Here is a 25,135-nt window from a genome sequence, read left to right as displayed (position 1 = left end):
CTCGTGTCTGGATCGGTGATGTTGACCGTGCGGGCGTCATCGCGAGCAAGCTTGCTCCCACAGGAGGTCGGCGGTGGACGCAATAGTGGCACTTCAGTAGCATTCACCCACATTATCGATCCTTCAAGGATGACTCATGCTCGCCCTGCCTCGCCGTCTTGTCCCGTCGTCAGCATTGTCCGCGTTGTTCGTATTGCTCGGCGGTTGCAGCGTCAACGGCAGTTACCCCGACGCCGTCGAACCGGACGCCGCCAAGTTGCGGTTCGTCGCCAATACCAGTAACGCCACGCTGGATTATTTCGATGCAGCCCATTGCGACGGGCAAACCACGGGCATTCTCAACAATCTGCTGCTGAGCGATACCGCGCGGCGGGTGGGGATGAGCGTTCCGGCACCCAAGGATGCCAAGGGCTACCTGGAGGTCAAGCTCAAGCCCGGCGAGCAGATTTACCTGCGCACCAACATGAACAGCGGTTATGCCGTGTGCGGCAAGGGCTTCAACTTTACCCCCGAGGCCAATGCCGAATACGAGGTGACCTTCAAGTCCGAGAAGAACCTCTGCCTGACTCAGTTGCAACGCTTGCAACGGGTCGACGGCAAGGACGTACGCACACCGATCCCGATCCTGAAAAAAGATTTCCCCGCCTGCGCCGGTCGCAACGCGCTGTTCCCCCAAACCTACCCGGACACGCCCCATCGCCTGGAGCTGATGAACCGGGTCATCGGGAAGAGCCTGGTCGTCACCGTGAAAACCGATCCGGCCAAGGAAAAAGTCGAGTCTTATTCGCCAGAAAAACTCGACACATTGATCAGCGAACGCAAGGCCAAGCTCGGCTTCGACCTGCCGCCTGACTACTGGACGCTGTACCGGGAAAACCTGAAGACATTTGGCGATGACATGGCGCAGAACAAGGCGCGCTCGCTGGAACGCTTCAAGGACGAATACCAGACGCGCCTGCGGCAGGTGAAGGATGAGCAGCTGGAACAATGGGCGTTGCCCAAAACCGCCAATGCCAAGCCGGAGAAAGCCGAGATCGATCTGGATGTCGCGATGATGGTGGAATACTTCCGGATCGGGAACGGGGTGACGGTCGAAGCGGTAGGTCATCACCTGGAAAGGATGGCGCAGATGGATGAGCGTTACGGGGTTTGTGCAAGGTTTGCGGAGTGCTGGAAGCGCAACTAGCAGGAGCAGCGCTGTACCGCCGTCATCGCGAGCAGGCTCGCTCCCACAAGGGGGCCGTGAACACCCGCCCACATCCAGCAGAAGCCCGATGGTTTGCCCGCCTGAACACGTCACCCAGCGGTGGATGATTTTTCTCCTAGACTTGACGTTGTCTGCTGTACGTCGGGTTCCGAAGAAGCCCGTACGATGAATGTAAAGGCAAAGGGAATTTCGCAATGCTCAAACCTGTATGGAAAGCGTTCGCCTGCACTCTGGCTTTCGGCGTGTGGGGCACGGTCATGGCGGCGGAGCCGATCGTCATCAAGTTCTCCCACGTGGTAGGCGACCAAACGCCCAAGGGCCAGGGCGCGTTGATGCTCAAGAAGCTGGTGGAAGAGCGGCTGCCGGGCAAGGTGAAGGTCGAGGTCTACCCCAACTCCACGCTGTACGGCGATGACAAGGAGATGGAAGCCCTGCTTCTGGGAGAGGTGCAAATCATTGCGCGGTCACTGGCCAAGTTCGATCAGTACACCAAGACCGTGCAACTGTTCGACTTACCCTTTCTATTCGACGACATCGCTGCAGTAGACCGTTTCCAGCAAAGCCCCGAGGGCCAGAAACTGCTCAAGTCCATGGAAAGCAAGAACGTCATCGGCCTGGCCTATTGGCACAACGGCATGAAGCAGCTGTCGGCCAGCAAGCCATTGCGCACCCCTGAGGATGCCCGTGGCCTGACGTTCCGGATACAGACCTCTGCGGTGCTGGAGGAGCAGTTCAAGGCGGTGGATGCCAAGGCCAAACCGATGATTTTCTCGGTGGTGTACCAGGGGCTGCGCACCGGCCTGGTCAACGGCACGGAAAATACCTATTCGAACTTCTACAACCAGAAGCTCAATGAGGTACAGAAATACGTCACCGAATCCAACCACGGCATACTCGACTACATGTTGATCACCACGTCGGACTTCTGGAACGGCCTGCCGCCGGATATCCGCAGCGAGCTGGAGAAGATCGTGGTCGAATCCACTGCCCATGCCAACCAGGAAGCGGAACGCTTCAACCAACAGGACAAGCAGCACGTCCTGGACGCCAAGACCACCGAGATCATCACCCTCACGCCGCAAGAACGCAGTGTCTGGCGCGAACGAATGAAACCGGTATGGGCGAAGTTCGAGAAAGAGATCGGTCCGGACCTGATCAAGGCGGCCGAGGCTTCCAACAGCGCCCAGTAACACCACCAGGCTTGACACTTTCCTGTGGTGAGGAAGCTTGCTCTCTCACCACAAAAGTGTCCGCCCCCTATCCCCAGCTGCACAGCACATTGCGTTATGATCCCCGCCTCTCCCTGAACAGAGCTTTTAGCACTGATGCTGTCGTCCACCCCCGATATCGCCCTTGCCCTGCCCCCTGTTCTGGTCGGCCCGCTGTTACGGCGGCTGGAGCCTGCGCGCCTGGTGATGTGGTTGGTGGGCACGCGAGCGTTGGCGTTGACGCTGCGCATTGACGGTGTCGGCGACCTGGCACTCGATGCATCACGGTGCACCGTGGTGCCGGTGGGGCAGCGGGCGTTTGTGCACTTGATCGATGTGACGCTCGACGCGCCCCTGCCCCGGGACGTGGCGATTGACTACGACTTGCTGGTGGACGGCGCCCCCATCGCCGAGTGGACGCCGCATCTGTTGTATGACGGCGCACAGTGCCCGAACTTCATGTTGCATTCGCGTATCGAGCAATTGGTTCACGGTTCCTGCCGCAAACCCCATTACCCGGCCAACGATGGCCTGCTCTGTGTCGACCGCCTGCTCGCGCAAAACCCGGCGCAACGCCCGGCACTGCTGATGATGAGTGGCGACCAGGTCTATGCCGACGACGTCGCCGGGCCCATGCTGCGGGCGATTCATGGGCTGATCGAACGCTTGGGGCTGTTCGAGGAATGCCTGGACGGCGCCGTCGTGGAAGACAGCGCCAAGCTCTATCAACATCCGGCCAGTTATTACCATCGCGCCGATTTGCTCCCGGCACTGGAGAGCAACGAAACCCTGCGCGAGCGGTTTTTCGGCGGGGCGCGCAAGCCGATCTTCACCAGCAGCAGCGCCGATAATCACTTGGTGACGTTTGCCGAAGTCATGGCGATGTACCTGCTGGTGTGGTCGCCGGTGCCCTGGACACTGATCGCTGTGCAGCCCCCCGAACTGACCGTCGAGCGGCGCCAGCGCTACGCCCTGGAACAGCGACGCATCGACGCGTTCAAGACCGGGCTGGGCGGCGTGGCGCGGGTATTTGCGCACCTGTCATGCCTGATGATTTTCGACGACCACGACATTACCGATGACTGGAATCTGTCCGCGCAGTGGGAGGAAACGGCCTACGGCCATCCGTTCTCCAAGCGCATCATCGGCAACGCCTTGATCGCCTACATGCTCTGCCAAGGCTGGGGCAACAACCCGGATGCCTTTGCGGACGTGCTCCCGCAAACCCTGGCCTTGAGCGACACTGCCCGAGATCGCTACCTCGACAGCGAACCACAGGACCGATTGATCGACACCCTGTTGGGTTTCCAGCAGTGGCATTACGTACTGCCGAGCACCCCGGCCCTGGTGGTGCTCGACACCCGCACCCGTCGCTGGCGCAGTGAGAACACCCTCAAGCAACCGTCCGGCCTGCTGGATTGGGAAGCCCTGAGCGAGTTGCAGCAAGAGTTGTTGGATCACCCCTCGGCCATCATCGTTTCACCGGCGCCGATCTTCGGCGTGAAGCTGATCGAGACCGTGCAGCGGGTGTTCAGTTGGTGCGGTTATCCGTTGCTGGTGGACGCGGAAAACTGGATGGCCCATCGCGGCGCGGCCCAGGTGATCCTGAACATTTTCCGACACTCACGCACACCGGGTAATTACGTGGTGCTGTCGGGGGACGTGCATTATTCCTTCGTCTACGAGGTGCTGATCCCACACCGCAAGGGCGGCCCGCGCATCTGGCAGATCACCAGCAGCGGCATCAAGAATGAATTCCCGCCCGTGCTGCTGGAATGGTTCGACCGCCTGAACCGTTGGCTCTACTCCCCGCGCTCGCCCCTGAACTGGTTCACCAAGCGCCGCAGCATGCGCATCGTCCCCCACACCCCGGAACACGCCGAAGCCGGCGAACGGTTGTGGAACAGCGCCGGCATTGGCCAGGTGTTCTTCAATGAACAGGGCCAGCCCACGAAGATCTACCAGCACAACGCCAACGGCCAACCACCGACACGCATGCGGCCCCCAAAATCCCCACCGGCCTGAAAACATTGTGGGAGCGGGCTTGCTCGCGAAAGCGGTGTATCAATCGCCAAATAAGTTGCCTGACACTCCGCTTTCGCGAGCAAGCCCGCTCCCACAGGGGATTGAGGATGGATGCAAAATCTACAGTCCCACAGGGAAGTAGCAGTCAGAACGCCAACTGCAGGGTCTGCTGGCCTTCGAGGCTGAGCAGCAGTTGTTTGGCCGCCAGGCCGCCAGCGAAGCCGGTGAGGCTGCCGGAGCTGCCGATGACGCGGTGGCACGGGGCGATGATCGAGATGGGGTTGCGACCGTTGGCGGCGCCGACCGCCCGGACCGCGGTCGGTTGGCCGATCTGGACGGCGATGTCGCGGTAACTGCGGGTTTCACCGAAGGGAATGGTCAACAGGGCCTGCCACACTCGGACCTGGAAATCAGTGCCGGCAAAGTCCAGCTCCAGTTCGAAACGGCGGCGCTGACCGGCGAAGTACTCCAGCAACTGACGTTCGGTTTCCTTGAGAACCGGATGCTGAGTGTCTTCTTCCAAAGGCCCCAGGCGCACCCGGTTGAGGCGCTCGTTTTCCCACAGGATGGCCGCCAATCTTGTCTCCCGGGCGACGAGGATCAACTGGCCGACGGGGGACGGGATGGTTTTGTACAGAGGCAACATCGAGGGATTCCTTGTCAAGGTTCTGTAGGAGCTGGCGAAGCCTGCGATCTTTTGATCTCATTCTTTCGCTTACGACTCAATTGCCTGGGACAAGATCGCAGCCTCGCTGCACTCGACAGCTCCTACAGGCCCAGCGGGAGCAAGCTCCCTCGCCACAGGTTTTTCTCGCCGTTCCCAAAACCTCGCTCAACCCAACAACCCCAACGCCTTCGCCCGCGCCACCGCCTGGGTGCGGCGCTCGACGCCGAGTTTGCTGTTGATGTGGCTGGCGTGGGTCTTGACGGTGTGCAGCGAGATGAACAATTGCTCGCTGATCTCCTGGTTCGAACAACCTTGGGCAATCAGCTGCAACACCGCTCGCTCGCGACTGCTGAGGGTTTCGACAGGTGCCGCCGGGTCGACAGGCTGGGGCACCGTCGAGGGCAGGCGTTCGAGCAGATGTTCGCGCAACGTGCTGGGCGGTGCGTGCAGCAGTTGTTCGCGAAACCATTCACAGTGCTTGCCAAACAGCCACTCGAAGGGCTGCAACACTCCGCCGCTGGCGGCTTCGAAAGCTTGGGCCAGGGTACGGCGGGCTTCGGGCTCACGACCGACGCTCAACAGCAAGGCGACCTTTTGGTTGAGTGCCATCACGCTGAGCATTTGCCGGCCGGTTTGCTGGCCGTGTTCAAGCAGGGCATCGAGTCGCCCTTCGGCAAGCATCGGTTGACCCCGGATGAATTCCAGCACCGCCTGCTGCAATTCGACGTGCAGCGGCAGTTGCGGGTGGAACTCCGGCGGCGCGGCGGCCCATTCGCCGGTGTAGGTCTGGCCCAAACGGGCCAGCCAGGCTTCGGCCAGATCGGTGCGCCCCTGGGCCAGCCAAAGCTCGCATTTGACCAGGGTAATCATCGCCAGGTAGTAGATCGGCGGAACATCCCAGATGTGCATCAGGCGCTCGGCTTCAGCCAGTTCGGCAAAGGCCCGGGCGAACTCACCGCCATAGCCTTCGATACGGGCGATCACGCAATGACCGATCAGCACGCTGATGTCGCGGCAGGCGCGGGCTTCGGTGAGGCCTGCCTGCAACCGCGCCAGGCCGACCTGGGGTTGCATGCGCAAGGTCAGCAGGAACCCCTCGTACATGATCAACCGCGCCCGCACCGCATAAAGCCGCTGGGGCGATAGTTTATGCAAACGTTGCAGGCCCTGGTGCACTTCGTCCAGCGCCCGCAGGATTTCCCCCCGCGCCTGCAAGACCCGGGCACGGTCGTAATGGGCCAGGGCCTCGAACAATGGGTTGCCGACCCGCTGTGCCAGCTCCAGGGAATCGCGGTTCAGGTTCCGGGCACGCCACAGGTCGCCGTCGGCAATCGCCAGGTTCGACAAGGTGGACAGGCACATCAGCCGCTGGCCGTAGCGTTTTTGCGGCAGGCTCTCCAGGGCTTCGCTGCAATAATGCAGGGTGGCCTCGCGATCACCGCGGCCACGGGCGACGATGCCGCTCAGGGCCAGCCATTGGGCAAGCATGGACTTTTGCGCGGTGGCCGAGGGGGCCGGCAGGAAACGACTCAAGTGCGCGGCCAGCTCTTCGGCGGCGTCCAATTGGCAGGCCAGGCCCAATGCCCAGCTGTAGAGCACGATCAGCCGCGGCGTGCTGATGAGCAGGCTGTCGGGCAAATCCATTTTCCAGCGCAGCAACATGCCGACGTTCTGCTCGGCCAGCAGTTGCTCCTCCGAAAGGTTCTGCACCAGGTTCGCCGCCACGTCCAGATGCCCGGCCCGCAACGCCTGTTCCACGGCTTCGTCGATCAGGCCCTGGGCGTTGAACCAGCGACAGGCCCGCAGGTGCAGGGTCGCGGCCGGGACCATGGCCGGCGCGCTGGGGCGACTGCGCAGCAGGTCGGAAAACAAGTGGTGATAACGGTACCAATGGCCGTGCTCGTCCAGCGGTACCAGGAAGACCTGGTGGGCCGCCAGGTAACGCAGGATTTCGCCACTGTCATGGGCTTCGCGCACGGCATCGCACAGCGCGCTGCAAAAGCGTTCCTGAGGGGCCGTGTCGTAGAGGAACGCCTGCACCTCGGCGGGCAGGCAATCGATGACTTCTTCGAGCAGGTAATCGCGGATCAACCCCTCCCCACCGTGCAAGGCCTGGGGCAGCAGGCCTTCGCTGCCGGCTTCGGAGGCGGCCAGCAACCAGAACCGCAGCCCGGCCACCCAGCCTTCACTGCGCTGGATGAGGTTTTCCAGCGCCTCGCCGCGCAACGAGCTGCTGTGATGCTGGAGCAGGGTCAAGGCTTCGTCATGGGTCAGGCGCAGGTCTTGCTCGTTGAGTTCGAGCAATTGCCGCGACAGGCGCAGGCGCGCCAGGTGCCAGTCCGGGCGCTGGCGACTGGTGACGAGTACCAGCAAACCGTCGGGCAGGTGATTGAGGAAAAATTGCAGGGAGCGATCCAGCACCGGGCTTTGGGCCAGGTGGTAATCGTCGAGGACCAGCAACAAGGGATTGCGGGGCGATAAGTGGGCGGACAATTCGTCCAGCAAGCCATCGAGCCATTCTTCGAAGGCAAAGGGTTGATGGCGCTGGCGCATTTTCAGCAGCCCCAGCGCCCGGCCGCCCAGTTGCGGGAAAAATGCCTGGAGCCCGTCGAGCAAGCGTTCCAGAAAACGCCCCGGATCGTTGTCCCGGGCACTGAGCCCCAGCCAGAGGCTTTGCCAATGGGCCGGCAGGCTCTGGCAGAACTCCACCGCCAGGGAGCTTTTACCGAACCCCGCCGGGGCACTGACCAACAGCAACCTGCCCCCAAGCCCAGCGGCCAAACGCTCGCACAACCGCGGCCGCGCGACATGGCCGTCGGGCAAGGGCGGGCGGTAGAAACGCCCGTCCTGTACCGCGATGGCTGCGCGGGCAGAATCCGGAAGTGAAGACAAATCAGTCATGGCCGGCTCTTGTAGGAATGCGGGTGGCGGCGTTGCAGATGTCCGCAGACTAGCGGTAAACGAGGAGGTATTGAAGGGAGTGCTACAAATGGCTACAAAAAGACTACAAGTCGATTCAACTTGAAAGGTATGTGGCATCACTTCTGTGGCGAGGGGATTTATCCCCGCTGGGTCGCGAAGCGGCCCCAAAGCTTGAAGGCACCGACCTGTCGCTCCGAGTTGGCTGGTCGAGGGCCGCTTCGCGACCCAACGGGGATAAATCCCCTCGCCACAACTTTGTGTTTACCTCCTCATTTGTGTTTAGCCCCACAAAAACAACGCCCCGAACCAGTCGGGGCGTTGTTTCGAGGATGCGGCCTCGGGTGGAGCGGTTTAGCGGATGCCGTCCTGACGCAGTGCGTTCGGGGTGAAGTCGGCGGTGGTGGCGGTGAAGCCGAAGTCGTAGGCCGATTTCTCTTCGTTCTTCATGCCCAGCGCCAGGTAGCGGCCGGACTGCAGGTCGTAGAGGGTTTCCAGGGCGTACCACGGCACTTGCTTGTCGTAGTAGTTCTCGGCATGGGCCTCGGCCACGCGCCACAGTTGGCCACGACCGTCGTAGTGGTCGATCACCGCGGCTTGCCAGGTGTCTTCATCGATGTAGAAGTCACGCTTGGCGTAGATGTGGCGCTGGCCTTCCTTCAGGGTCGCGGTCACATGCCAGACGCGACGCAGCTCGTAGCGGGTCAGGTCCTGGTTGATGTGGCCGGCCTTGATGATGTCGGCGTACTTGAGTTGCGGCGAATCGATCCGGTAGCTGTTGGCGGCGATGTACAGCTCTTTCTTGCCTTCCAGTTTCCAGTCGTAGCGGTCCGGTGCGCCGTTGTACATGTCCAGGTTGTCGGAGGTACGCAGGCCGTCGGCGGCGGTACCCGGGCCGTCATAGGACACTTGCGGGGCACGGCGCACACGGCGCTGGCCAGCGTTGTAGACCCACGCCGAACGCGGCTCCTTCACTTGGTCCAGGGTCTCGTGCACCAGCAGCACGCCACCGGCCAGGCGCGCCGGCGCGGTCACTTGCTGCTTGAAGTAGAACAGGATGTTGCCAGGGTTGGCCGGATCGAAATCCTTCATCTTGTCGCGGAACACGAACTGGTCGCGGAAGTACACCAGGCTGTACGAACCGTTGGGCTGCGGGGTGGCCTGGGTGACCAGGCGCGTCACGCTGCCGCCGCGATAGCGAGTGATGTGGTTCCAGATGACTTCGACGCCGCTCTGGGGAATCGGGAACGGCACGGCCGTCTCGAAGTTCTCCAGGCCGTTGCCGCCGGAGACCAGCTTGGTGTTGACCGCATTTTTCTTGATGGAGGCGAACACCTCGTCCGGCACGGTGGCGCCGCGATGGGTCGGGTAGACCGGCATCTTGAAGGTTTCCGGGTAGCGCTTGAACATCGCGTACTGGCCCGGGGCGAGTTTGTCCTTGTACTGCTCGACGTTCTGCGCAGTGATGGTGAACAGCGGTTTTTCAGTCGGGAATGGATCGGCCAGGAAGCCCTTGCTGTCCACGGCACCGGCATTCTTGGCCATGGGTTTCCAGGCCGAGATCGAGCCATCGGCATTGCCGGCCATCTCGGCGCCCATCGGCGTCAGGCTCTTGCCGAGCTTGTCGGCCTCGGCCGCGGGTACTGCCGCCATGACGCTGGCGGCCAGCAGGGATAACCCCAGAACACCGACCTGCAACAGATTCTTTGTTATTTTCATAGTGTGTCGTCCTGAAATACGGTGCTTAGAAGGTCACGCCGACGCTGAGCGCCAGGAAATCGCGATCGTCCACGGTGCTGAAGTCGCCACCAAAGAAGTTGGTGTAGGCCAGGCTGGCGTTGTAGGTGTTCTGGTACTCGGCATCCAGCCCGAGGCTGACGGCTTTGCGGCCTTCTTCGAAGTTGCCACCAGGGCCTGGCGAGTAGCCTTTGACGTCATGGGACCAGGCCACGTTGGGCTTGAGGTTCACGCCAGCGAACACGTCCGGGTATTCCCAGATGGCGCGAGCGCGGTAGCCCCAGGACGTGGAGGTGGTGAAGCCGTCGTTGTTGCAGTTGCTGTTGACGTCGTTGATGGTCTGGCCGCCCCCCGCAGCAGTAGACGTATTGAGCGAGTTACAGAAGCCGTTGGGCAGCTCACCCGGCCCAAACACCGGATCACGGCCATAACGAGCGTCGGATTTGCTTTCCAGGCCACCAACATGGGTCACCCCGATTTCACCCACCAGGGTCAGGCGGCTGGCGCCCATGACTTGATCCAGGAAGTGCGTGAAGGTGGTCTGGAACTGAGTGATCTCTTTACGGCGATAGCCATGCAGGTCTTGGCCCGGCGTGCCCTGGAGCACCGATGCATCACCAAATCCGGGAAGTGGCGTCACACCGGCGAAGAGAATGTCAGTGGTGCTCAACTGCACCGGTGCATTCGGCCGATAGCTGATCTCACCGCTCCATGCCGTGCCGGTAGGCAGTGTCGTGGAGAAACTCAGGCCATAGAGACGGATATCTTCCGGGTATTCGACGAAGTAGTTGGAGTTACCCGCCACGATCAGAGGACGCAGTGCCGCGATGGGCCCCGCAGTGTAGAACTGCTGCGCAGCCCCCTGGGCACTGAAAATCGGCGCACGGCTGTGGTAATTCATGAAGTAGGCACCGAACTCGGTGTCCAGTGGTTCGAACATGTACTTCAACGATGCGCCCCACTGGCCGCTGTCGCGGGCATCGCGGTCCGGGCCACGACGTACCAGCACGCCTTCTTCGTTGATATCGACCCCCTGGCCTTCCAATATTGGAAGAATGACGCCCGGCAACGGAATGGTCGAACGCTTGTTCAACACCCGCAGGTTATCGTTGCACCCGTCGGCAATCACATCCGGCTGGGAGAAGAACGTACCGCAGTTATCCACCACGGTCTGGTCCCATTCAATCTGGTAGAACGCCTCGGCCGACAGATTGTCGGTCAGGCTCTGGGACACGTAGAACATGTTGACCGGGATCAGGCCTTCCTTGATCTCGGCGCCAGGACGACGGAACGCGGACACGTCGACCGGGTTGATGGAGTTGATGCCGCCCTGGATGAACGTGCTTTCACCCCAGCTGACCACTTGCTTGCCCAGGCGCACGGAGCCTGGCTGATCGGCAATGGCATAGTTGTGGTAGACGAACGCATCGAGGATCTGCCCGCCGGAGGACTTGGCGCCTTCCTTGCGGTTGCTGTCGCTGATGTCCTTGTACAGGCGGTGTTCGTCCTTGAGTTCGAAGTCGTACCAGTACTTGCCGCGCACGAACACGCCGGTATCGCCGTACTTCAGTTCCAGGTCATGGATGCCCTTGAAGATCTTCGAGAAGGTTTCCCCTCGCTTGAAGTTCAAGTGACCGTCGTCGGAGGTCTGCGACAAACCCTTGCCGCCATTGTTGACACCGATCAGATCCCGGTTGGCCTTGGCCGTGGACCAGCTCGCGCCGACCGACAGGGACGAGTCGAACTGGCCTTCGATTTCACCGATGTTGAAACTGACGCCGAATGCTGGCCCGGCGAGCGAAGAGGCGAGACTGACCGCCAGAGGCAGTTTTGCCCGGCGCCAGAACGTGGTTGCTGAGGTCATCGACGCTACTCCATGTGCATTATTGTTATGGCAATGGACATTTCAAAAACACCTCGGCGGCAGGGAGCGGCAGCGTCCCGACATCCGTCGAAGTCGCATCGCCCTTTCGTGCGTGCGCCCCGTTCTTGAGAATCCGTGAGCGGACTATAGCCAGCAGGTAGTACGGCTTGATCCCTCTAAAGTGTGATTTGCAGCCCGCGACCACTCTGGAACAGTCCTTTCGCCAGGCCGACAGATGTCGGCACGGCAAGGATGGCTGAAATTTGCGGTTTGACAAGGCAAGCGCTTGCTTGGTGGGGCTGCCGTGCCCTTTCGGGCACGGCAAAAAGGCCTAAAGCGTGGACAGGAAGGTGCTGTTGTTGCTCTGCCATTCGGTGATGTCGATGCGGATACGCTTCTTGTCGAGCTTGCCGACGCTGGTCTTGGGAATTTCCGTAACAAGGGCGATCTGGCTCGGGATCGCCCACTTGCTCAAATGCCCCAGCTCGACGAACGGCTTGAGGTGCTCCTTGAGTTCGCGAGCCCCGATCTCATGCCCTTCTCGAACCACCAGCAAGGCAAACGGCCGCTCGCCCCACTGCGGATCGGGAATGCCGACCACTGCTACTTCGCGTACCCCCGCATGACGGCTGATGAGGTCTTCCAGGTCCAGGGAGGAGATCCATTCGCCACCGGTCTTGATCACGTCCTTGATGCGGTCGCGGATGTCGATGAAGCCCATGTTGTCCAGCGTGGCAACGTCGCCGGTGTGCAGCCAGCCGCCGGCCCAGAGCTCGGCGCCCTTCTGCGGCTCGTTGAAATAGCCTTCGGTGAGCCACGGCGCGCGCAGCACCAGTTCGCCCTGGGTCTCGCCATCGGCGGGCAGGAACCGTCCCTCGGCGTCGACAATCGCCGCCTCCACCAGCGGCCCCGGCACGCCGGCCTTGATCCGGTAGGTGGTGCGCTCGTCCTCGCTGCCGGCCATCAATTCGTCGTTGAGGTGGGCACAGGACACCAGCGGGCCGGTTTCCGACATGCCGTAGGCGGCAGTGAGCTGGATGCCCCGTGCCTTGGCCGCTTCGTACAGGCTGCGATTCAGGGCGCTGCCGCCGATGACGATCTTCCAGCCGCCGAAGTCGGTGTCCTGGGCGCCCTTGGCATTGAGGACCATTTGCAGGATGGTTGGCACGCAATGGGAAAAGGTGACCTTTTCCTTGCGCCACAGCCGAACCAGGAATTCGGGGTCGTAGCGCCCCGGGTAGACCTGCTTGAGCCCGAGCATGGTCGCCACGTAGGGCAGGCCCCAGGCGTGGACGTGGAACATTGGCGTGATCGGCATGTACACGTCGTTGGTGCCCAGCAGCCGCACGCTGTCGATGGCCCCCATGATGGTCGCCACGCCCATGGTGTGCAGCACCAGTTGCCGATGGGTGAAGTACACGCCCTTGGGGTTGCCCGTGGTGCCAGTGGTGTAGAACGTGGTGGCGACGGAGTTTTCGTCGAAATCCTGGAAGTCGTAGGTGGGCGCCGCGGCGGCCAGCAATTGCTCGTACTCACCCACCAGGTTCGGCAGGTCGGCGGTTTTTTCCGGCAGGTCGGTCAGCAGCAGGGTCTTGTCCACCGTGGTCAGGTGCCCGGCTATCGCCTGGTACAAGCCGACGAACTCGCTGTTGACCAGCACGAAGCGGTCCTCGGCGTGGTTCATGGTGTAGACGATCTGCTCCGGTGACAGGCGCACGTTGATGGTGTGGATCACCGCGCCGATCATCGGGATCGCGAACATGCATTCCAGGTAGCGATGGCTGTCCCAGTCCATCACCGCCACGGTATCGCCGGCCTTGACCCCCGCCTCGGTCAACACGTTGGCCAGGCGCGCGACCCGTTCGATCAGCGTCGGATAGCTGTAGCGCAACTGGTCACGGTAGATGATCTCGCGGGTTTTCTCGTAACGCGTGCCGGACATCAGCAGCCGCTTGATCAGCAGCGGGTATTGATAGGCGCCTTCGGCGGGAGGAATAACGCGAGTCTGCAACATAAGAGTCCCTTTTCTGACTGCACGGTCTTGGCTGGAAGCAAGCACTCTAGAGCGCTTATACACGGATCAAATCAGCCAAAGGAATGATTTGATCCGCGCGCAAATACTAGCCTAGAGCCACCTCACCCCCAGGTTTCGCAAGCATTGTGCAACCAAACCTTGTCAGATCGGGATCCAACAGCGAGCATAGGTGTCACGCCTGTTACAAAAGCCTGCGGGGAAATGCCCTGGCAGGTCTCCAGCATGCCACCACTTTTTGACAGAAAATAATGAACACCGAACTGACCTCTTCCCAGGCCACCGCGCCTCAAGGTGCGCCGCTTGTGTCGATCGTGGCCCCTTGCTACAACGCCGGGAAGTACTTGGAAGAAGCGATCCACAGCCTCTTTGCCCAGGATTACCGGAACGTTGAGGTCATCGTGGTCGACGACGGCTCCACCGACGACAGCCTGGCCATGCTCCGGCAGTTGCAGCAGACCTACGATTTCCAGCTCTACTCCCAAGAGAACCAGGGCGTGAGCGCGGCACTCAACCACGGGCTGAAGTATGCCAAGGGCACGTATGTCGCCACCCCGGACCTTGACGATGTGATGTTGCCCCATTCGATCGGGGTCCGCGCCCGATACCTGGACGAACACCCGCAGGTGGGCTGTGTCGGCGCGCTGATCATCTACATGGACAGCGATGGCCGGACCATCAAGGAACAGCAACGCGACCACATTCAGGTGCATACCTTCGATGACCTGCTGCGCAACGCCGCGGTCATCGGCGCGCCCACGGCCCTGTATCGCATGAGCGCCCTGCGGGACGCCGGTTTTTATGATCCGCAGCTAAGGGTCCAGGATTTCCAGATCACCCTGCGGATCGCCCGCCAGGGCTATGAAATCCATGAACTACCGATCTGCGTCACGCGCTATCGCCGCCACCCCAATAACCTGTCGAGGAAATACCGCTTGATGCTCAAGACGGACCTGCAGGCCATCGAGCCCTATCGGGATCACCCCGCCTACGAGTCGGCCCGTACGGTGCTGGTGCACAAAGCGCTGAAGTACGCCGTGGTCGAAGACCGGAAAGAAGCCTGGCAGCTGTTGCGCAGCATCCCCTGGCGTCACTGGAACAAAACCAGTTTCAAGCGCTTCAAGCGACTGGTCTTGCGATGGCCGATGACAAGGTTCCAATCATGAAGTTTTTGCAGAAACTCAAGGAACGAAAGGACCGAAAGCACCTCAAGCGCCTGGAAAAACTCGAACGCTCACCGGAAAAAATCCGTCTGCGCTATCCGAAATACCAGGTCGGGGTGGGCACGTATGGCATTCCCGAGGTGATGGAGTTCGGCGACGACACGGTCCTCAAGGTCGGTTCCTATACGTCGATCGCCGAAGGGGTGAAAATCCTGCTGGGCGGTGGGCATCGCACCGACTGGGTCAGCACGTTTCCATTCCCACTGATGATCGATGAAGCCCGGCACATTCCCGGCAGCAACCCGACCAAGGGCGACGTGGTGATTGGCAGCGACTGCTGGATCTGCGCTGACGCGATGATCCTGTCGGGCGTAACCATCGGCCATGGCGCCGTGGTCGCCGCCGGCGCGGTGGTGACGCGCGATGTCGAGCCTTACGCCATGGTGGGCGGCAACCCGTGCCGGTTCATTCGCTGGCGCTTCGAGGAGCCGGTGCGTCAGGCCCTGCTGGAGTCGGCCTGGTGGGAATGGCCGATGGAAGAGGTCAAGGCGGTGTCACCCCTGCTGTGCAGTGACAACATCGACGCTTTTCTGGATTACGCCCGCCAGCGGCATTGATCGCCCCACCTGCGCGTGGAAGCGATCAAAGGACAGCGCGCAACGGTCAGTGCGCCTCGGTAAACGCCAGCTTCACGCCGATGGCAACGAGCACCGCGCCCATGGTCCGGTCGAACCAGTGGCCCATGCGCGCGAAACCGGCGCGCACCCGTTGCTGGCTGAACAACAGCGCCACCAGGCAGAACCAGACGGCCGTCGCCACCGCCAGGTACACGCCGTAACCGGCCTGGATCGCCAACGGCGTATGCGGGTTGATCACCACAGTGAACAGCGACAGGAAAAACAGCGTCGCCTTGGGGTTCAGGCCGTTGGTGACGAAGCCCGAAATGAATGCGCCACGGGCAGTCCGCTCACCGACTTCCTTGCGCAGGTTTTCCTCGGCCGGCTTGGCCGGTTGCGCCCGCAGTGCCTTGAAGCCGATGTACAGCAGGTACGCGGCAGCGGCCCACTTCAGCGCGTTGAACAGCACGATCGATTGCGACACGATCAGGCCGATGCCCAGCAACGAATAGCCCACGTGCAGGAAAATCGCCGTGCCGACGCCCAGCGCCGTCCAGGTCCCGGCGCGTCGGCCATGGGTCACGCTTTCGCGCACCACCACGGCAAAATCCGGCCCGGGACTGGCAACAGCCAGCAGGTGGATCAGGGCGACGGTGAGGAATTCGGTGAGGTACATAGGGGCTCCTTGGCTAACTCAATCTCGAAACGAACATCAACTTTTTGGAGAGTGGACATGTGGCGAGGGGATTTATCCCCGCTGGGCCGCGAAGCAGCCCTGATACTTGAACACTCGGTGTGTCAGGCAAAAATCATTTCCAGGGCTTTTGGGACTGTTTCGCAGTCCAGCGGGGATAAATCCCCTCGCCACAGGGTTCCCCATGATCCCCAATATCGCGCCAGACCAAAGCAACAAACCATCTGATAGGCTCGCCACATTACGCCTTCGGTTCTTGACATAAAAGGTACAGCTGATGACGAACACCGCCCGCGCCGTTTTCCTCGACCACCCCTCCCTGGACCTCGGCGACCTGGACCTGAGCCCGTTGCGCAGTTGCTTCGGCGAACTGCAACTGTTCGCCCGGACCTCGCCGGACCAGGTCATCGAGCGGCTCAAGGGCGCCACTGTGGCAATCACCAACAAAATCGTGATCGATGCCCAGGCCATGGCGGCCAGCCCTGAACTGAAGCTGATCCTGATCAGTGCCACGGGTACCAACAATGTCGACCTGGCGGCCGCCCGCCACCACGGCATCACGGTGTGCAATTGCCAGGGCTACGGCACGCCGTCGGTGGCCCAGCACACCCTCATGCTGTTGCTGAACCTGGCGACGCGCCTGGCCGATTATCAAAAAGCGGTGGGGGAAGGTCGCTGGCAGCAGGCTTCGCAGTTCTGCCTGCTGGACTATCCGATTGTCGAGCTGCAAGGCAAGACCCTGGGTTTGCTCGGCCATGGCGAGTTGGGCAGCGCCGTCGGGCGGCTGGCCGAAGCCTTTGGCATGCGCGTGCTGCTGGGGCAGGCCCCGGGGCGCCCGGCCCGGCCCGACCGCTTGCCGCTGGAGCAGTTGTTGCCGCAAGTCGATGCCCTGACCCTGCACTGCCCGCTCAACGAGCACACCCGGAACTTCATCGGCGCCCGCGAACTGGCGCTGCTCAAGCCCGGCGCATTCGTGGTCAATACCGCCCGTGGTGGATTGATCGACGAACAGGCCCTGGCCGAGGCACTGCGCAGCGGTCACCTGGGAGGCGCCGCCACCGACGTGCTCAGCGTGGAGCCACCGACCCAAGGCAACCCGCTGCTGGCCGGCGATATCCCACGGTTGATCGTCACCCCACACAACGCCTGGGGCAGCCGCGAAGCGCGGCAGCGGATCGTCGGCCAAATGAGCGAAAACGCCCAGGGCTTTTTCAGCGGTACAGCGCGGCGTGTCGTCAGTTGATAAACTGCCGCACTTTTTTTTACCCGCTTTATCAAGGAGCAGACCATGGATCCGCGCAGTGAAGTACTGCTTCGTCAGGCCGAGTTATTCCAGGGTTCGGTGTTGTTGGCCGGCCTGCCCGCCGACGATTTGCTCGGCCGTTTGCCAGAAGCCCATGGCTGGTGCTGGCATGCCGGCGATCAGGCGGCGCTGGACGCTCGTTTTCCCGAGCGCAGCCACTTTGGCGTGACCGTGCCCGAGCGTGCGTTCGACACCGCCGTGGTGTTCCTGCCCAAGGCCAAGGACCTGACCGACTACCTCCTCAATGCCGTGGCGGCGCGCCTGGCCGGGCGCGAGGTGTACCTGGTGGGGGAAAAACGCAGCGGCATCGAAGGCGCATCCAAGCAGCTCAACCCGTTTGGCAAGCCGCGCAAGCTCGACAGCGCCCGGCACTGCCAACTGTGGCAGGTCACTGTCGCCAACGCGCCCGAGGCCAAGCCCCTGGAAAGCCTGGCCCAGACCTACGAACTGCCCCTGGCCGAAGGCCCGCTGAAGGTCATCAGCCTGCCGGGGGTGTTCAGCCACGGTCGCCTGGACCGCGGCAGTGCGCTGCTGTTGGAACACCTGGATAAACTGCCCAGCGGGCATTTGCTCGACTTCGGCTGCGGCGCCGGGGTGCTGGGGGCGGCGGTCAAGCGGCGCTATCCGCACAACACCGTCACCCTGTTGGACGTGGATGCATTTGCTGCCGCCAGCAGTCGCCTGACCCTGGCCGCCAATGGCCTGGAAGCCGAAGTGCTGACCGGTGATGGCATCGACGCCGCACCGATGGGTTTGAGCGCGATCCTGAGCAACCCGCCGTTCCATGTCGGCGTGCACACCGATTACCACGCCACGGAAAACCTGCTGCGAAAAGCAGCCAAACATCTGAAAAACGGTGGTGAACTTCGGCTGGTTGCCAATAGTTTCCTCAAGTACCAGCCGCTGATAGAGGAGCATTTGGGCGTCTGCGCGATCAAGGCCGAAGGCCAGGGCTTTCGCATCTACCGGGCCAAGCGCGGTTGAATTTTTTAGGAAACAGTACTTGCTCAATCGGGTTTGCCTAGGCAGAATCCGCTCCGTCCTAGGGGAGTAGTCTCCCGCGAGCGCCATGCTCGCCCGGCATACGTCAACATACTTGGTCAGCAGACCATGGCGTATGCGGCCCAAGCGTCCACGCAGATGGTCGCTGGGTTTGACAAGACCTATGACACGCACACCTTACCCGGGGCGGGAAGGCTGTACGTGTCATAGCCGTGTCGACCCGCCCCTTTAGGAAATCCCTGATGCTGGACTCACTCCTCGTACCTACGGCGATCGTTGCGCTGGCCGAAATCGGCGACAAGACGCAATTGCTCGCGCTCATCCTGGCGGCTCGCTTTCGCAAACCCTGGCCGATCATCGCCGGCATCGTCGCCGCGACCCTGGCCAACCATGCGGCAGCCGGCGCGGTCGGCGCCTGGGTCAGCGGCTTTTTCTCCAACGCGGTCCTGCACTGGATATTGGCGGCCAGCTTCACGGCCACGGCACTGTGGACCCTGGTCCCGGACAAACTGGACGACGAAGAAGCCAACACGGCCCGCCGGTTCGGACCGTTCCTGACCACACTGATTGCGTTCTTCCTGGCGGAAATCGGCGACAAGACCCAGATCGCCACGGTGATGCTCGCCGCGCAATACCCGGAGCTGTGGCTGGTGATCATCGGCACCACCGTGGGCATGTTGATTGCCAACGTGCCGGTGGTCCTGGCGGGCAATTTCGCCGCCGAGAAGCTGCCCCTGACCCTGATCCGCCGCCTGGCCGCCTCGGCGTTCTTCGTCCTGGCGATCGTGGCGGTGTACAAGGCGATGCAGAGTAGTGGGTGGGTTTGATACCGCGTCATCGTTCATCGCGAGCAAGCTCGCTCCCACAGGGGCTGCAGATCATTGTGGGAGCGAGCTTGCTCGCGATGAGGCCGACAGCCTCACCACATGGCGATGCTTATTTCTTGGCCTGCTGATACAGCGGCATCACCTTCGGAATCGCCGCTTGCAACGAAGCGATACGACTGCTCGACGACGGGTGGGTGCTCATGAATTCCGGCGGCGCGCCTTCGGAAGCCTTGGCCATCTTGTTCCACAAGGTGATCGCCGCATTCGGGTCGTAGCCGGCACGGGCGGCCAGTTCGAGGCCGATCAGGTCGGCCTCGTTCTCGTTGCCACGGCTGTTGGGCAAGGTCATGCCGTAGTTGGCGACGGTGTCGGCCAATGCCAGGCTGTCCTGGCCAAGGCCGAACAAGGCACCGGCGCCCTGCTTGGCCATCTCGATGCCATAGGCCTTGGACATCGCTTCGCGCCCGTGCTCGCGCAGGGCGTGGGCGATTTCGTGGCCCATGATCGCGGCGATTTCAGCGTCGGTCAGCTTCAACTGGTCGATCAGGCCGGTGTAGAACATGATCTTGCCGCCAGGGCCGCAATTGGCGTTGAGTTCATCGCTCTTGATCAGGTTCACTTCCCAGTTCCACTGGGCCGAATCCGGGCGGAACACCGGCGCCTGGGCAATCAAGCGATCGGCAATGACCTGGATGCGCTTGGCATCGTTGCTGGTCTTGTCCAGCGCCCCCTGGGCTTTGGCCTCGCCCATCGTCTTTTGATAGGACTGGGCGTACATCTGGTTGACCTGGTCGGTCGACAGCATGCTGAACATGTACTGCTTGCGCTCCACACCCACGGCTCCGCCGCTGGTGGTGTTGACCGACTGGCAACCGGCGAGCAGCAGCGCCGCGCTCAGCGCACTCACCATCAATGTCTTGTTCATGAAAAAGAAGCTCCCTGGAAACGTGGGCGTATCCTAGGCCTTGATTTGTATCGGCGCCAGATACACAACGAGGGATTAGCGTTTTTTCGGACAGATCCCACCCTATCCATTTGCGACACCCACACAGCTATTAGAGTCACCCGACGAACAGCGCCTCATGCCGCGCCACAGAAACGCCGATAAAGAGCCCAGACGTCATTTCCGCGTCCGGAGCCTTTATGAAATTCAAATCGATCCAGTTTTCCGTGGCCGCCCTGGCCGGCGCCATCGTGCTCAGTGTGGTTGCCGCCCTTGTGCTGTACGCGCTGTTTGCCGGCGCCCGCACCCAGGAGATGGTGCAACAGCGCACCAAGGCGCAGTTCGAACAACTCATCGAACAACGCCTCAGCGCCCTGGCGCGCACCCAGGCCAGCCTGATCCAGCGGGAATTGGAGGCTCCGCTGCTGCTCGCCAGTGGCCTGGCCACCACGAACGCCTTGATGGGCATCAACGGCGCGGACGGCAACCCGCAACTGAAGGTGCCCCGCGAGCAGATGATCAGCCTGCTGCGGGAAACCGTGGTGCGCAACCCGAAGATCCTCGGCGCCTACATCGCCTGGGAGCCGAATGCCATCGATCACGACGACGCCAACTATGTAAACAGCCCGGTGGTGGGCATGGAAACCAGCGGGCGTTTCCTGCCGTGGTGGTTTCGCAACCAGGACGGCTCCCTGGGCCTGGAAAAACTCGCCGACGTGACCGACCAGAAACTGCTCTCCACCGGCATCCGCGCCAGTGAGTACTACCTGTGCTCCCAGGACAGCAAGAAAGCCTGCGTGATCGACCCGGCGCCCTATCGCGTCGGCAGCACGATGACCATGCTCGCCTCGTTCATCGAACCGATCATGATCGATGGCAAGTTCCAGGGCATCGTCGGCGCCGACCTGTCGGTGAACTTCATCCAGGACATGCTGGTGGCCGCCGATGGCAAGTTGTACGACGGCGCCGGGGAAATGGCCTTGCTCTCGAGCAACAACCGGCTGGTGGCCTTCACCAAGGACCCGGGCAAACTCGGGGAAAAGGCCAGCGACCTGCTGGATGCCAGCGAATTGGACAACCTGGCCAAGCTGGGCATCGGCGAGGTGCGCTACGACATCGACGAAGAACACGGGCATATCGAGGTGTACATGCCGTTCGGCATCGGCGAGACCAACGCCCGCTGGACGCTGATGCTGCAGTTGCCGCTGAATGCGGTCATGGCCGACCTGCAAGCCTTGCAGCAAGACCTCGACCATCAGCGCCAGGCCGATATCTTCGGCATGGCGATGGTGGGCCTGGTGATTGCCGGCATCGGTCTGCTGGTGATCTGGCTGGTGGGCCATGGCATTGCCCGGCCGCTCAAGCAAATGGTGGCGATGCTCGATGACATCGCCCAGGGCGAAGGCGACCTGACCCGTCGCCTGGTGAGCGACCGCGCCGATGAGCTGGGGGCGATCGCCAGGGGCTTCAACACCTTCCTGAGCAAGTTGCAGGGCATGATCACCCAAGTGGTGACCTCGGTGCAGAGCGTCAGCGATTCATCGGAGCACACGGCCGATATTGCGATCCGCACCAACCAGGGCGTGCACAAGCAAATGTCCGAGATCGATCAGGTCGCCACTGCGGTGCATGAAATGACCGCCACCGCCCAGGACGTGGCCCGCAACGCGACCCAGGCGGCCCAAGCCGCCAGTCATGCGGACCAGGCCGCCAGCCAGGGCATGCAGATCGTCCGGGATACCTCCACCTCCATTGGCGCCCTGGCCGTGGAAATCGGCAAGGCGGTGGGCGTGGTGCAGACCCTGGCCAAGGACAGCGAGAACATCAACGCGATCCTCACCGCCATCCGCGGGATCGCCGAGCAGACCAACCTGCTGGCCCTCAACGCGGCCATCGAAGCGGCTCGGGCCGGTGAGCAGGGCCGTGGTTTCGCGGTGGTCGCCGATGAAGTGCGCAACCTGGCGCAGAAGACGCAGCAGGCGACCGAAGAAATCCAGGCGATGATTCAGCAGCTGCAGCAAGGCACCCGGGATGTGGTGCGGGTGATGGAAGACAGCCAGCACCGTACCGATGAAAGCGTGCAGCATGCGGCGAAAGCGGCCCAGGCCCTGGAAACGATTACCCAGGCCGTGTCGGTGATCAACGACATGAACACCCAGATCGCCAGCGCCGCCGAGGAACAAAGCGCCGTGGCCGACGACATCAACCGCAACGTGATCAACATCGGACAAGTGGCGAACGAAGTGGCCAGCGGTGCCGATGAGTCCAGCGCGGCCAGCGCCGGACTGACCAAACTGGCGGAACAGCAGCGGCGGTTGATCAATCAGTTCAGGGTCTGATCCGAGGCCCCCATCGCGAGCAAGCTCCCACAGGGGAATGCGATCAAATGTGGGAGCGAGCTTGCTCGCGATGGCGTCAGTTCAGCCACCATGAAGTGACTGACACTACGCCTTCGCGAGCGAGCTCGCTCCCACAAGGTCAATGCAGGGTTTCAGAGTTCGCCGAGGGCTTCGATCAGGGCCTGGTTCTGCTCCGGTGTGCCGATGCTGATCCGCAGGAACTGGGCAATCCGTTCCTGCTTGAAGTGCCGCACGATCACCCCCTGTTTCCGCAGTTTCGCCGCCAACCCGGCCGCATCGTGCCGGGGGTGACGGGCGAAGATGAAGTTGGCCGCCGAGGGCAGCACTTCAAAACCCTTGGCTTCCAATTGGGCCACGACCCATTCACGGTGCTCGATGACTAACCGGCAAGTCCGGTCGAAATACTCGCGATCATCGAACGCCGCCGCGCCGCCGACGTTCGCCAGGCGATCCAGCGGATAGGAGTTGAAGCTGTTCTTGATCCGTTCCAGCGCTTCGATCAAGTCCGGATGCCCCACCGCCAGGCCCACCCGCAGCCCCGCCAGCGAGCGCGACTTGGACAATGTCTGGGTCACCAGCAGGTTCGGATAACGATCCACCAGGCTGATGGCCGTCTCGCCGCCGAAGTCGATGTAGGCCTCGTCGACCACCACCACCGAATCCGGGCTGGCCTTGAGGATCTGCTCGACCGCGTCCAGCGCCAGCAGGCAGCCAGTCGGCGCGTTCGGGTTGGGGAAAATGACCCCGCCGTTCGGCTTGGCATAGTCCGCCGGGTCGATGCGGAATTGTTCATCCAGCGGCACTGCCTCGAACTGGATGCCATACAACCCGCAATACACCGGATAGAAGCTGTAGCTGATGTCTGGGAACAACAACGGCTGGTCGTGCTGCAACAGGCCGTGAAAGATGTGTGCCAGCACTTCATCCGAGCCGTTACCCAGGAACACCTGGTTGCTCTGCACGCCGTAGTAGCGGGCCACGGCGCCTTTGAGCAGGTCACTGTTGGGGTCCGGATACAGGCGCAGGTTGTCGTTCAGTTCGGTCTGCATCGCCGCCAAGGCCTTGGGCGATGGGCCGTAGGGGTTCTCGTTGGTGTTGAGCTTGACCAGGCGGGTCAACTTCGGTTGTTCGCCCGGCACGTAGGGCACCAGGTTCTTGACGAACGGGCTCCAGAATTTACTCATTTCAGTTCCCCTGCCCTTTTACGGAGTTCTCATCAAGAATGCGGTACTCGGCGCTGCGGGCGTGGGCGCTCAGCGATTCGCCACGGGCCAGCACCGAGGCGGTCTTGCCCAGTTCGGAAGCACCCTGCTCGGAGCAGAAGATGATCGAGGAGCGCTTCTGGAAGTCATACACCCCCAGCGGCGACGAAAAGCGGGCGGTGCCGGAAGTCGGCAACACGTGGTTGGGCCCCGCGCAATAATCGCCCAGCGCCTCGCTGGTGTGGCGGCCCATGAAGATCGCGCCAGCGTGGCGGATCTGTGGCAGCCAGGCTTGCGGATCGGCAACCGACAACTCCAGGTGTTCCGGCGCGATGCGGTTGGCGACTTCGATGGCCTGTGCCATGTCATCGACCTTGATCAGCGCCCCACGGCCGTTGATCGAGGTGTTGATGATCTCGGCGCGGTCCATGGTCGGCAGCAGCTTGTCGATGCTGGCGGCGACCTTGTTGAGGAACTCGGCGTCCGGGCTGACCAGGATCGCCTGGGCGTCTTCGTCGTGCTCGGCCTGGGAAAACAGATCCATGGCGATCCAGTCCGGATCGGTCTGGCCGTCGCACACCACGAGGATTTCCGAAGGGCCGGCGATCATGTCGATACCGACCTGGCCAAACACGTGACGCTTGGCGGTGGCGACATAGATATTGCCCGGCCCGACCACCTTGTCCACCCGTGGCACGCTTTCGGTACCGTAGGCCAGCGCAGCCACGGCTTGGGCGCCGCCGATGGTGAACACCCGGTCCACCCCGGCGATGCAGGCGGCGGCCAGCACCAGTTCGTTGATTTCACCCCGCGGGGTCGGGACGACCATGACCACTTCAGTCACGCCGGCGACCTTGGCCGGGATGGCGTTCATCAGCACCGAGGACGGATAGGACGCCTTGCCGCCCGGCACGTAAAGACCGGCGCGATCCAGCGGCGTGACTTTCTGGCCCAGCACCGTGCCGTCGGCTTCGGTGTAGCTCCAGGAATCCTGTTTCTGCCTTTCGTGATAATCACGCACCCGCGACGCGGCTTTTTCCAAGGCTTCGCGCTGGGGCACGGTGATCCGGGTCAGGGCCAGCTCCAGGCGCTCGCGCGGCAGGATCAGGTCGGCCATGGACGCCACTTGCAGGCCGTCGAATTTCTGGGTGAATTCCACCAGGGCGGCATCGCCACGCTCGCGCACAGCCTTGATGATGTCCAGCACCCGCTGATTGACCGAGTCGTCAGACACGCTTTCCCAGCTCAGCAGATGATCCAGATGATGTGCGAAATCCGGATCGGCAGCGTTGAGTCGGCGAATCGAAGTGGGAGCGGTCATAGCGAGGGCCTCATTAATGGCAAATGCTCAGGCGCCCTAAGCTA

The 25,135-nt window shown here is 62.0% G+C and carries 18 protein-coding genes and 1 riboswitch; of the genes, 9 read left to right on the top strand and 9 right to left on the bottom strand.

Annotation, left to right across the window (positions count from 1 at the left end):
- Nucleotides 1-136 precede the first annotated feature (136 nt).
- From BM317_RS22060 to BM317_RS22050, 3 genes are all read left to right on the top strand, one after another.
- On the top strand, nt 137-1,186 hold the full coding sequence (locus BM317_RS22060; RefSeq protein ID WP_092476214.1) for a hypothetical protein: 1,050 nt from the start codon (nt 137-139) through the stop codon (nt 1,184-1,186).
- Between the two features lie 215 nt (nt 1,187-1,401).
- Entirely contained in the window at nt 1,402-2,397 is a 996-nt protein-coding gene (locus tag BM317_RS22055; protein ID WP_092476211.1) for a TRAP transporter substrate-binding protein, read from the top strand.
- 135 nt (nt 2,398-2,532) lie between these two features.
- Entirely contained in the window at nt 2,533-4,440 is a 1,908-nt protein-coding gene (locus tag BM317_RS22050) for an alkaline phosphatase D family protein (RefSeq protein ID WP_092476206.1), read from the top strand.
- A gap of 145 nt (nt 4,441-4,585) precedes the next feature.
- On the opposite strand, the gene BM317_RS22040 is transcribed toward BM317_RS22050, so the two are convergent.
- From BM317_RS22040 to BM317_RS22020, 5 genes are all read right to left on the bottom strand, one after another.
- Nucleotides 4,586-5,086 carry a methylated-DNA--[protein]-cysteine S-methyltransferase gene (locus BM317_RS22040; protein ID WP_072410913.1) on the bottom strand — a complete coding sequence of 167 codons (501 nt, stop codon included), beginning with the start codon at nt 5,084-5,086 and terminating at the stop codon, nt 4,586-4,588.
- A gap of 186 nt (nt 5,087-5,272) precedes the next feature.
- Complete coding sequence (locus tag BM317_RS22035; protein WP_092476201.1) at nt 5,273-8,008, bottom strand: winged helix-turn-helix domain-containing protein; 2,736 nt, start codon at nt 8,006-8,008, stop codon at nt 5,273-5,275.
- Nucleotides 8,009-8,380: 372 nt separating this feature from the next.
- Nucleotides 8,381-9,745, bottom strand: coding sequence for a DUF1329 domain-containing protein (locus tag BM317_RS22030; RefSeq protein WP_092171610.1), 1,365 nt, complete (start codon nt 9,743-9,745; stop codon nt 8,381-8,383).
- A 25-nt stretch (nt 9,746-9,770) separates the two neighbouring features.
- On the bottom strand, nt 9,771-11,627 hold the full coding sequence (locus BM317_RS22025; protein ID WP_092171606.1) for a DUF1302 domain-containing protein: 1,857 nt from the start codon (nt 11,625-11,627) through the stop codon (nt 9,771-9,773).
- Nucleotides 11,628-11,958: 331 nt separating this feature from the next.
- Nucleotides 11,959-13,641 carry a fatty acid--CoA ligase gene (locus BM317_RS22020; protein WP_092171602.1) on the bottom strand — a complete coding sequence of 561 codons (1,683 nt, stop codon included), beginning with the start codon at nt 13,639-13,641 and terminating at the stop codon, nt 11,959-11,961.
- Between the two features lie 269 nt (nt 13,642-13,910).
- Here BM317_RS22020 and BM317_RS22015 point away from each other — a divergent pair, with 269 nt between their 5' ends.
- Together BM317_RS22015 and BM317_RS22010 are read left to right on the top strand one after the other, a co-directional pair.
- Complete coding sequence (locus tag BM317_RS22015) at nt 13,911-14,825, top strand: glycosyltransferase family 2 protein (protein ID WP_092171597.1); 915 nt, start codon at nt 13,911-13,913, stop codon at nt 14,823-14,825.
- Nucleotides 14,822-15,439 carry a CatB-related O-acetyltransferase gene (locus BM317_RS22010; RefSeq protein ID WP_092171593.1) on the top strand — a complete coding sequence of 206 codons (618 nt, stop codon included), beginning with the start codon at nt 14,822-14,824 and terminating at the stop codon, nt 15,437-15,439. The genes BM317_RS22015 and BM317_RS22010 overlap by 4 nt, the downstream gene beginning before the upstream one ends.
- Nucleotides 15,440-15,485: 46 nt before the next feature.
- Here BM317_RS22010 and BM317_RS22005 read toward each other — a convergent pair whose 3' ends face one another.
- A complete protein-coding gene (locus tag BM317_RS22005; protein ID WP_092476198.1) occupies nt 15,486-16,115 on the bottom strand; it encodes a LysE family translocator in 630 nt (209 codons plus the stop codon).
- Nucleotides 16,116-16,410: 295 nt separating this feature from the next.
- Between BM317_RS22005 and BM317_RS22000 the strand changes: the two genes are divergently transcribed.
- The 3 genes from BM317_RS22000 to BM317_RS21990 all read left to right on the top strand — a co-directional run bounded on the left by BM317_RS22000 (nt 16,411) and on the right by BM317_RS21990 (nt 19,265).
- The gene (locus BM317_RS22000; protein ID WP_092476195.1) at nt 16,411-17,376 is read left to right on the top strand and encodes a 2-hydroxyacid dehydrogenase; all 966 of its coding nucleotides are present in this window, start codon (nt 16,411-16,413) and stop codon (nt 17,374-17,376) included.
- 45 nt (nt 17,377-17,421) lie between these two features.
- On the top strand, nt 17,422-18,420 hold the full coding sequence (locus BM317_RS21995; RefSeq protein WP_060739144.1) for a class I SAM-dependent methyltransferase: 999 nt from the start codon (nt 17,422-17,424) through the stop codon (nt 18,418-18,420).
- Nucleotides 18,421-18,469: 49 nt separating this feature from the next.
- Nucleotides 18,470-18,590, top strand: a riboswitch (yybP-ykoY riboswitch).
- 90 nt (nt 18,591-18,680) lie between these two features.
- Nucleotides 18,681-19,265 carry a TMEM165/GDT1 family protein gene (locus BM317_RS21990; RefSeq protein ID WP_072410896.1) on the top strand — a complete coding sequence of 195 codons (585 nt, stop codon included), beginning with the start codon at nt 18,681-18,683 and terminating at the stop codon, nt 19,263-19,265.
- A 109-nt stretch (nt 19,266-19,374) separates the two neighbouring features.
- Here BM317_RS21990 and BM317_RS21985 read toward each other — a convergent pair whose 3' ends face one another.
- Entirely contained in the window at nt 19,375-20,190 is an 816-nt protein-coding gene (locus tag BM317_RS21985; protein ID WP_072410894.1) for a M48 family metallopeptidase, read from the bottom strand.
- A 218-nt stretch (nt 20,191-20,408) separates the two neighbouring features.
- Between BM317_RS21985 and BM317_RS21980 the strand changes: the two genes are divergently transcribed.
- The gene (locus BM317_RS21980; protein ID WP_092476192.1) at nt 20,409-22,547 is read left to right on the top strand and encodes a methyl-accepting chemotaxis protein; all 2,139 of its coding nucleotides are present in this window, start codon (nt 20,409-20,411) and stop codon (nt 22,545-22,547) included.
- A 152-nt stretch (nt 22,548-22,699) separates the two neighbouring features.
- Here the strand turns inward: BM317_RS21980 and hisC are convergent, their stop codons facing one another.
- Together hisC and hisD are read right to left on the bottom strand one after the other, a co-directional pair.
- On the bottom strand, nt 22,700-23,752 hold the full coding sequence (gene hisC, locus BM317_RS21975) for a histidinol-phosphate transaminase (RefSeq protein WP_092171573.1): 1,053 nt from the start codon (nt 23,750-23,752) through the stop codon (nt 22,700-22,702).
- 1 nt (nt 23,753) lies between these two features.
- A complete protein-coding gene (gene hisD / locus BM317_RS21970) occupies nt 23,754-25,091 on the bottom strand; it encodes a histidinol dehydrogenase (RefSeq protein ID WP_092171569.1) in 1,338 nt (445 codons plus the stop codon).
- Nucleotides 25,092-25,135: the final 44 nt, after the last annotated feature.

It is taken from the genome of Pseudomonas sp. NFACC24-1, from assembly GCF_900115235.1.
Lineage (GTDB): Bacteria > Pseudomonadota > Gammaproteobacteria > Pseudomonadales > Pseudomonadaceae > Aquipseudomonas > Aquipseudomonas fluorescens_AA.
Note: the sequence above shows the minus strand (reverse complement) of the source record. Positions and strands in the feature narration are given on the sequence as shown.

Excerpts from the sequence above, each read along its gene's own strand:
- BM317_RS22055 (WP_092476211.1), top strand. The coding sequence starts at position 1,402 with ATGCTCAAACCTGTATGGAAAGCGTTCGCCTGCACTCTGGCTTTCGGC.
- BM317_RS22015 (WP_092171597.1), top strand. The coding sequence starts at position 13,911 with ATGAACACCGAACTGACCTCTTCCCAGGCCACCGCGCCTCAAGGTGCG.
- BM317_RS22025 (WP_092171606.1), bottom strand. The coding sequence starts at position 11,627 with ATGACCTCAGCAACCACGTTCTGGCGCCGGGCAAAACTGCCTCTGGCG.
- BM317_RS22035 (WP_092476201.1), bottom strand. The coding sequence starts at position 8,008 with ATGACTGATTTGTCTTCACTTCCGGATTCTGCCCGCGCAGCCATCGCG.
- BM317_RS22050 (WP_092476206.1), top strand. The coding sequence starts at position 2,533 with ATGCTGTCGTCCACCCCCGATATCGCCCTTGCCCTGCCCCCTGTTCTG.
- hisC (WP_092171573.1), bottom strand. The coding sequence starts at position 23,752 with ATGAGTAAATTCTGGAGCCCGTTCGTCAAGAACCTGGTGCCCTACGTG.
- BM317_RS22020 (WP_092171602.1), bottom strand. The coding sequence starts at position 13,641 with ATGTTGCAGACTCGCGTTATTCCTCCCGCCGAAGGCGCCTATCAATAC.
- BM317_RS21980 (WP_092476192.1), top strand. The coding sequence starts at position 20,409 with ATGAAATTCAAATCGATCCAGTTTTCCGTGGCCGCCCTGGCCGGCGCC.
- BM317_RS21990 (WP_072410896.1), top strand. The coding sequence starts at position 18,681 with ATGCTGGACTCACTCCTCGTACCTACGGCGATCGTTGCGCTGGCCGAA.
- BM317_RS22060 (WP_092476214.1), top strand. The coding sequence starts at position 137 with ATGCTCGCCCTGCCTCGCCGTCTTGTCCCGTCGTCAGCATTGTCCGCG.
- BM317_RS21995 (WP_060739144.1), top strand. The coding sequence starts at position 17,422 with ATGGATCCGCGCAGTGAAGTACTGCTTCGTCAGGCCGAGTTATTCCAG.
- hisD (WP_092171569.1), bottom strand. The coding sequence starts at position 25,091 with ATGACCGCTCCCACTTCGATTCGCCGACTCAACGCTGCCGATCCGGAT.
- BM317_RS21985 (WP_072410894.1), bottom strand. The coding sequence starts at position 20,190 with ATGAACAAGACATTGATGGTGAGTGCGCTGAGCGCGGCGCTGCTGCTC.
- BM317_RS22005 (WP_092476198.1), bottom strand. The coding sequence starts at position 16,115 with ATGTACCTCACCGAATTCCTCACCGTCGCCCTGATCCACCTGCTGGCT.
- BM317_RS22000 (WP_092476195.1), top strand. The coding sequence starts at position 16,411 with ATGACGAACACCGCCCGCGCCGTTTTCCTCGACCACCCCTCCCTGGAC.
- BM317_RS22040 (WP_072410913.1), bottom strand. The coding sequence starts at position 5,086 with ATGTTGCCTCTGTACAAAACCATCCCGTCCCCCGTCGGCCAGTTGATC.
- BM317_RS22030 (WP_092171610.1), bottom strand. The coding sequence starts at position 9,745 with ATGAAAATAACAAAGAATCTGTTGCAGGTCGGTGTTCTGGGGTTATCC.
- BM317_RS22010 (WP_092171593.1), top strand. The coding sequence starts at position 14,822 with ATGAAGTTTTTGCAGAAACTCAAGGAACGAAAGGACCGAAAGCACCTC.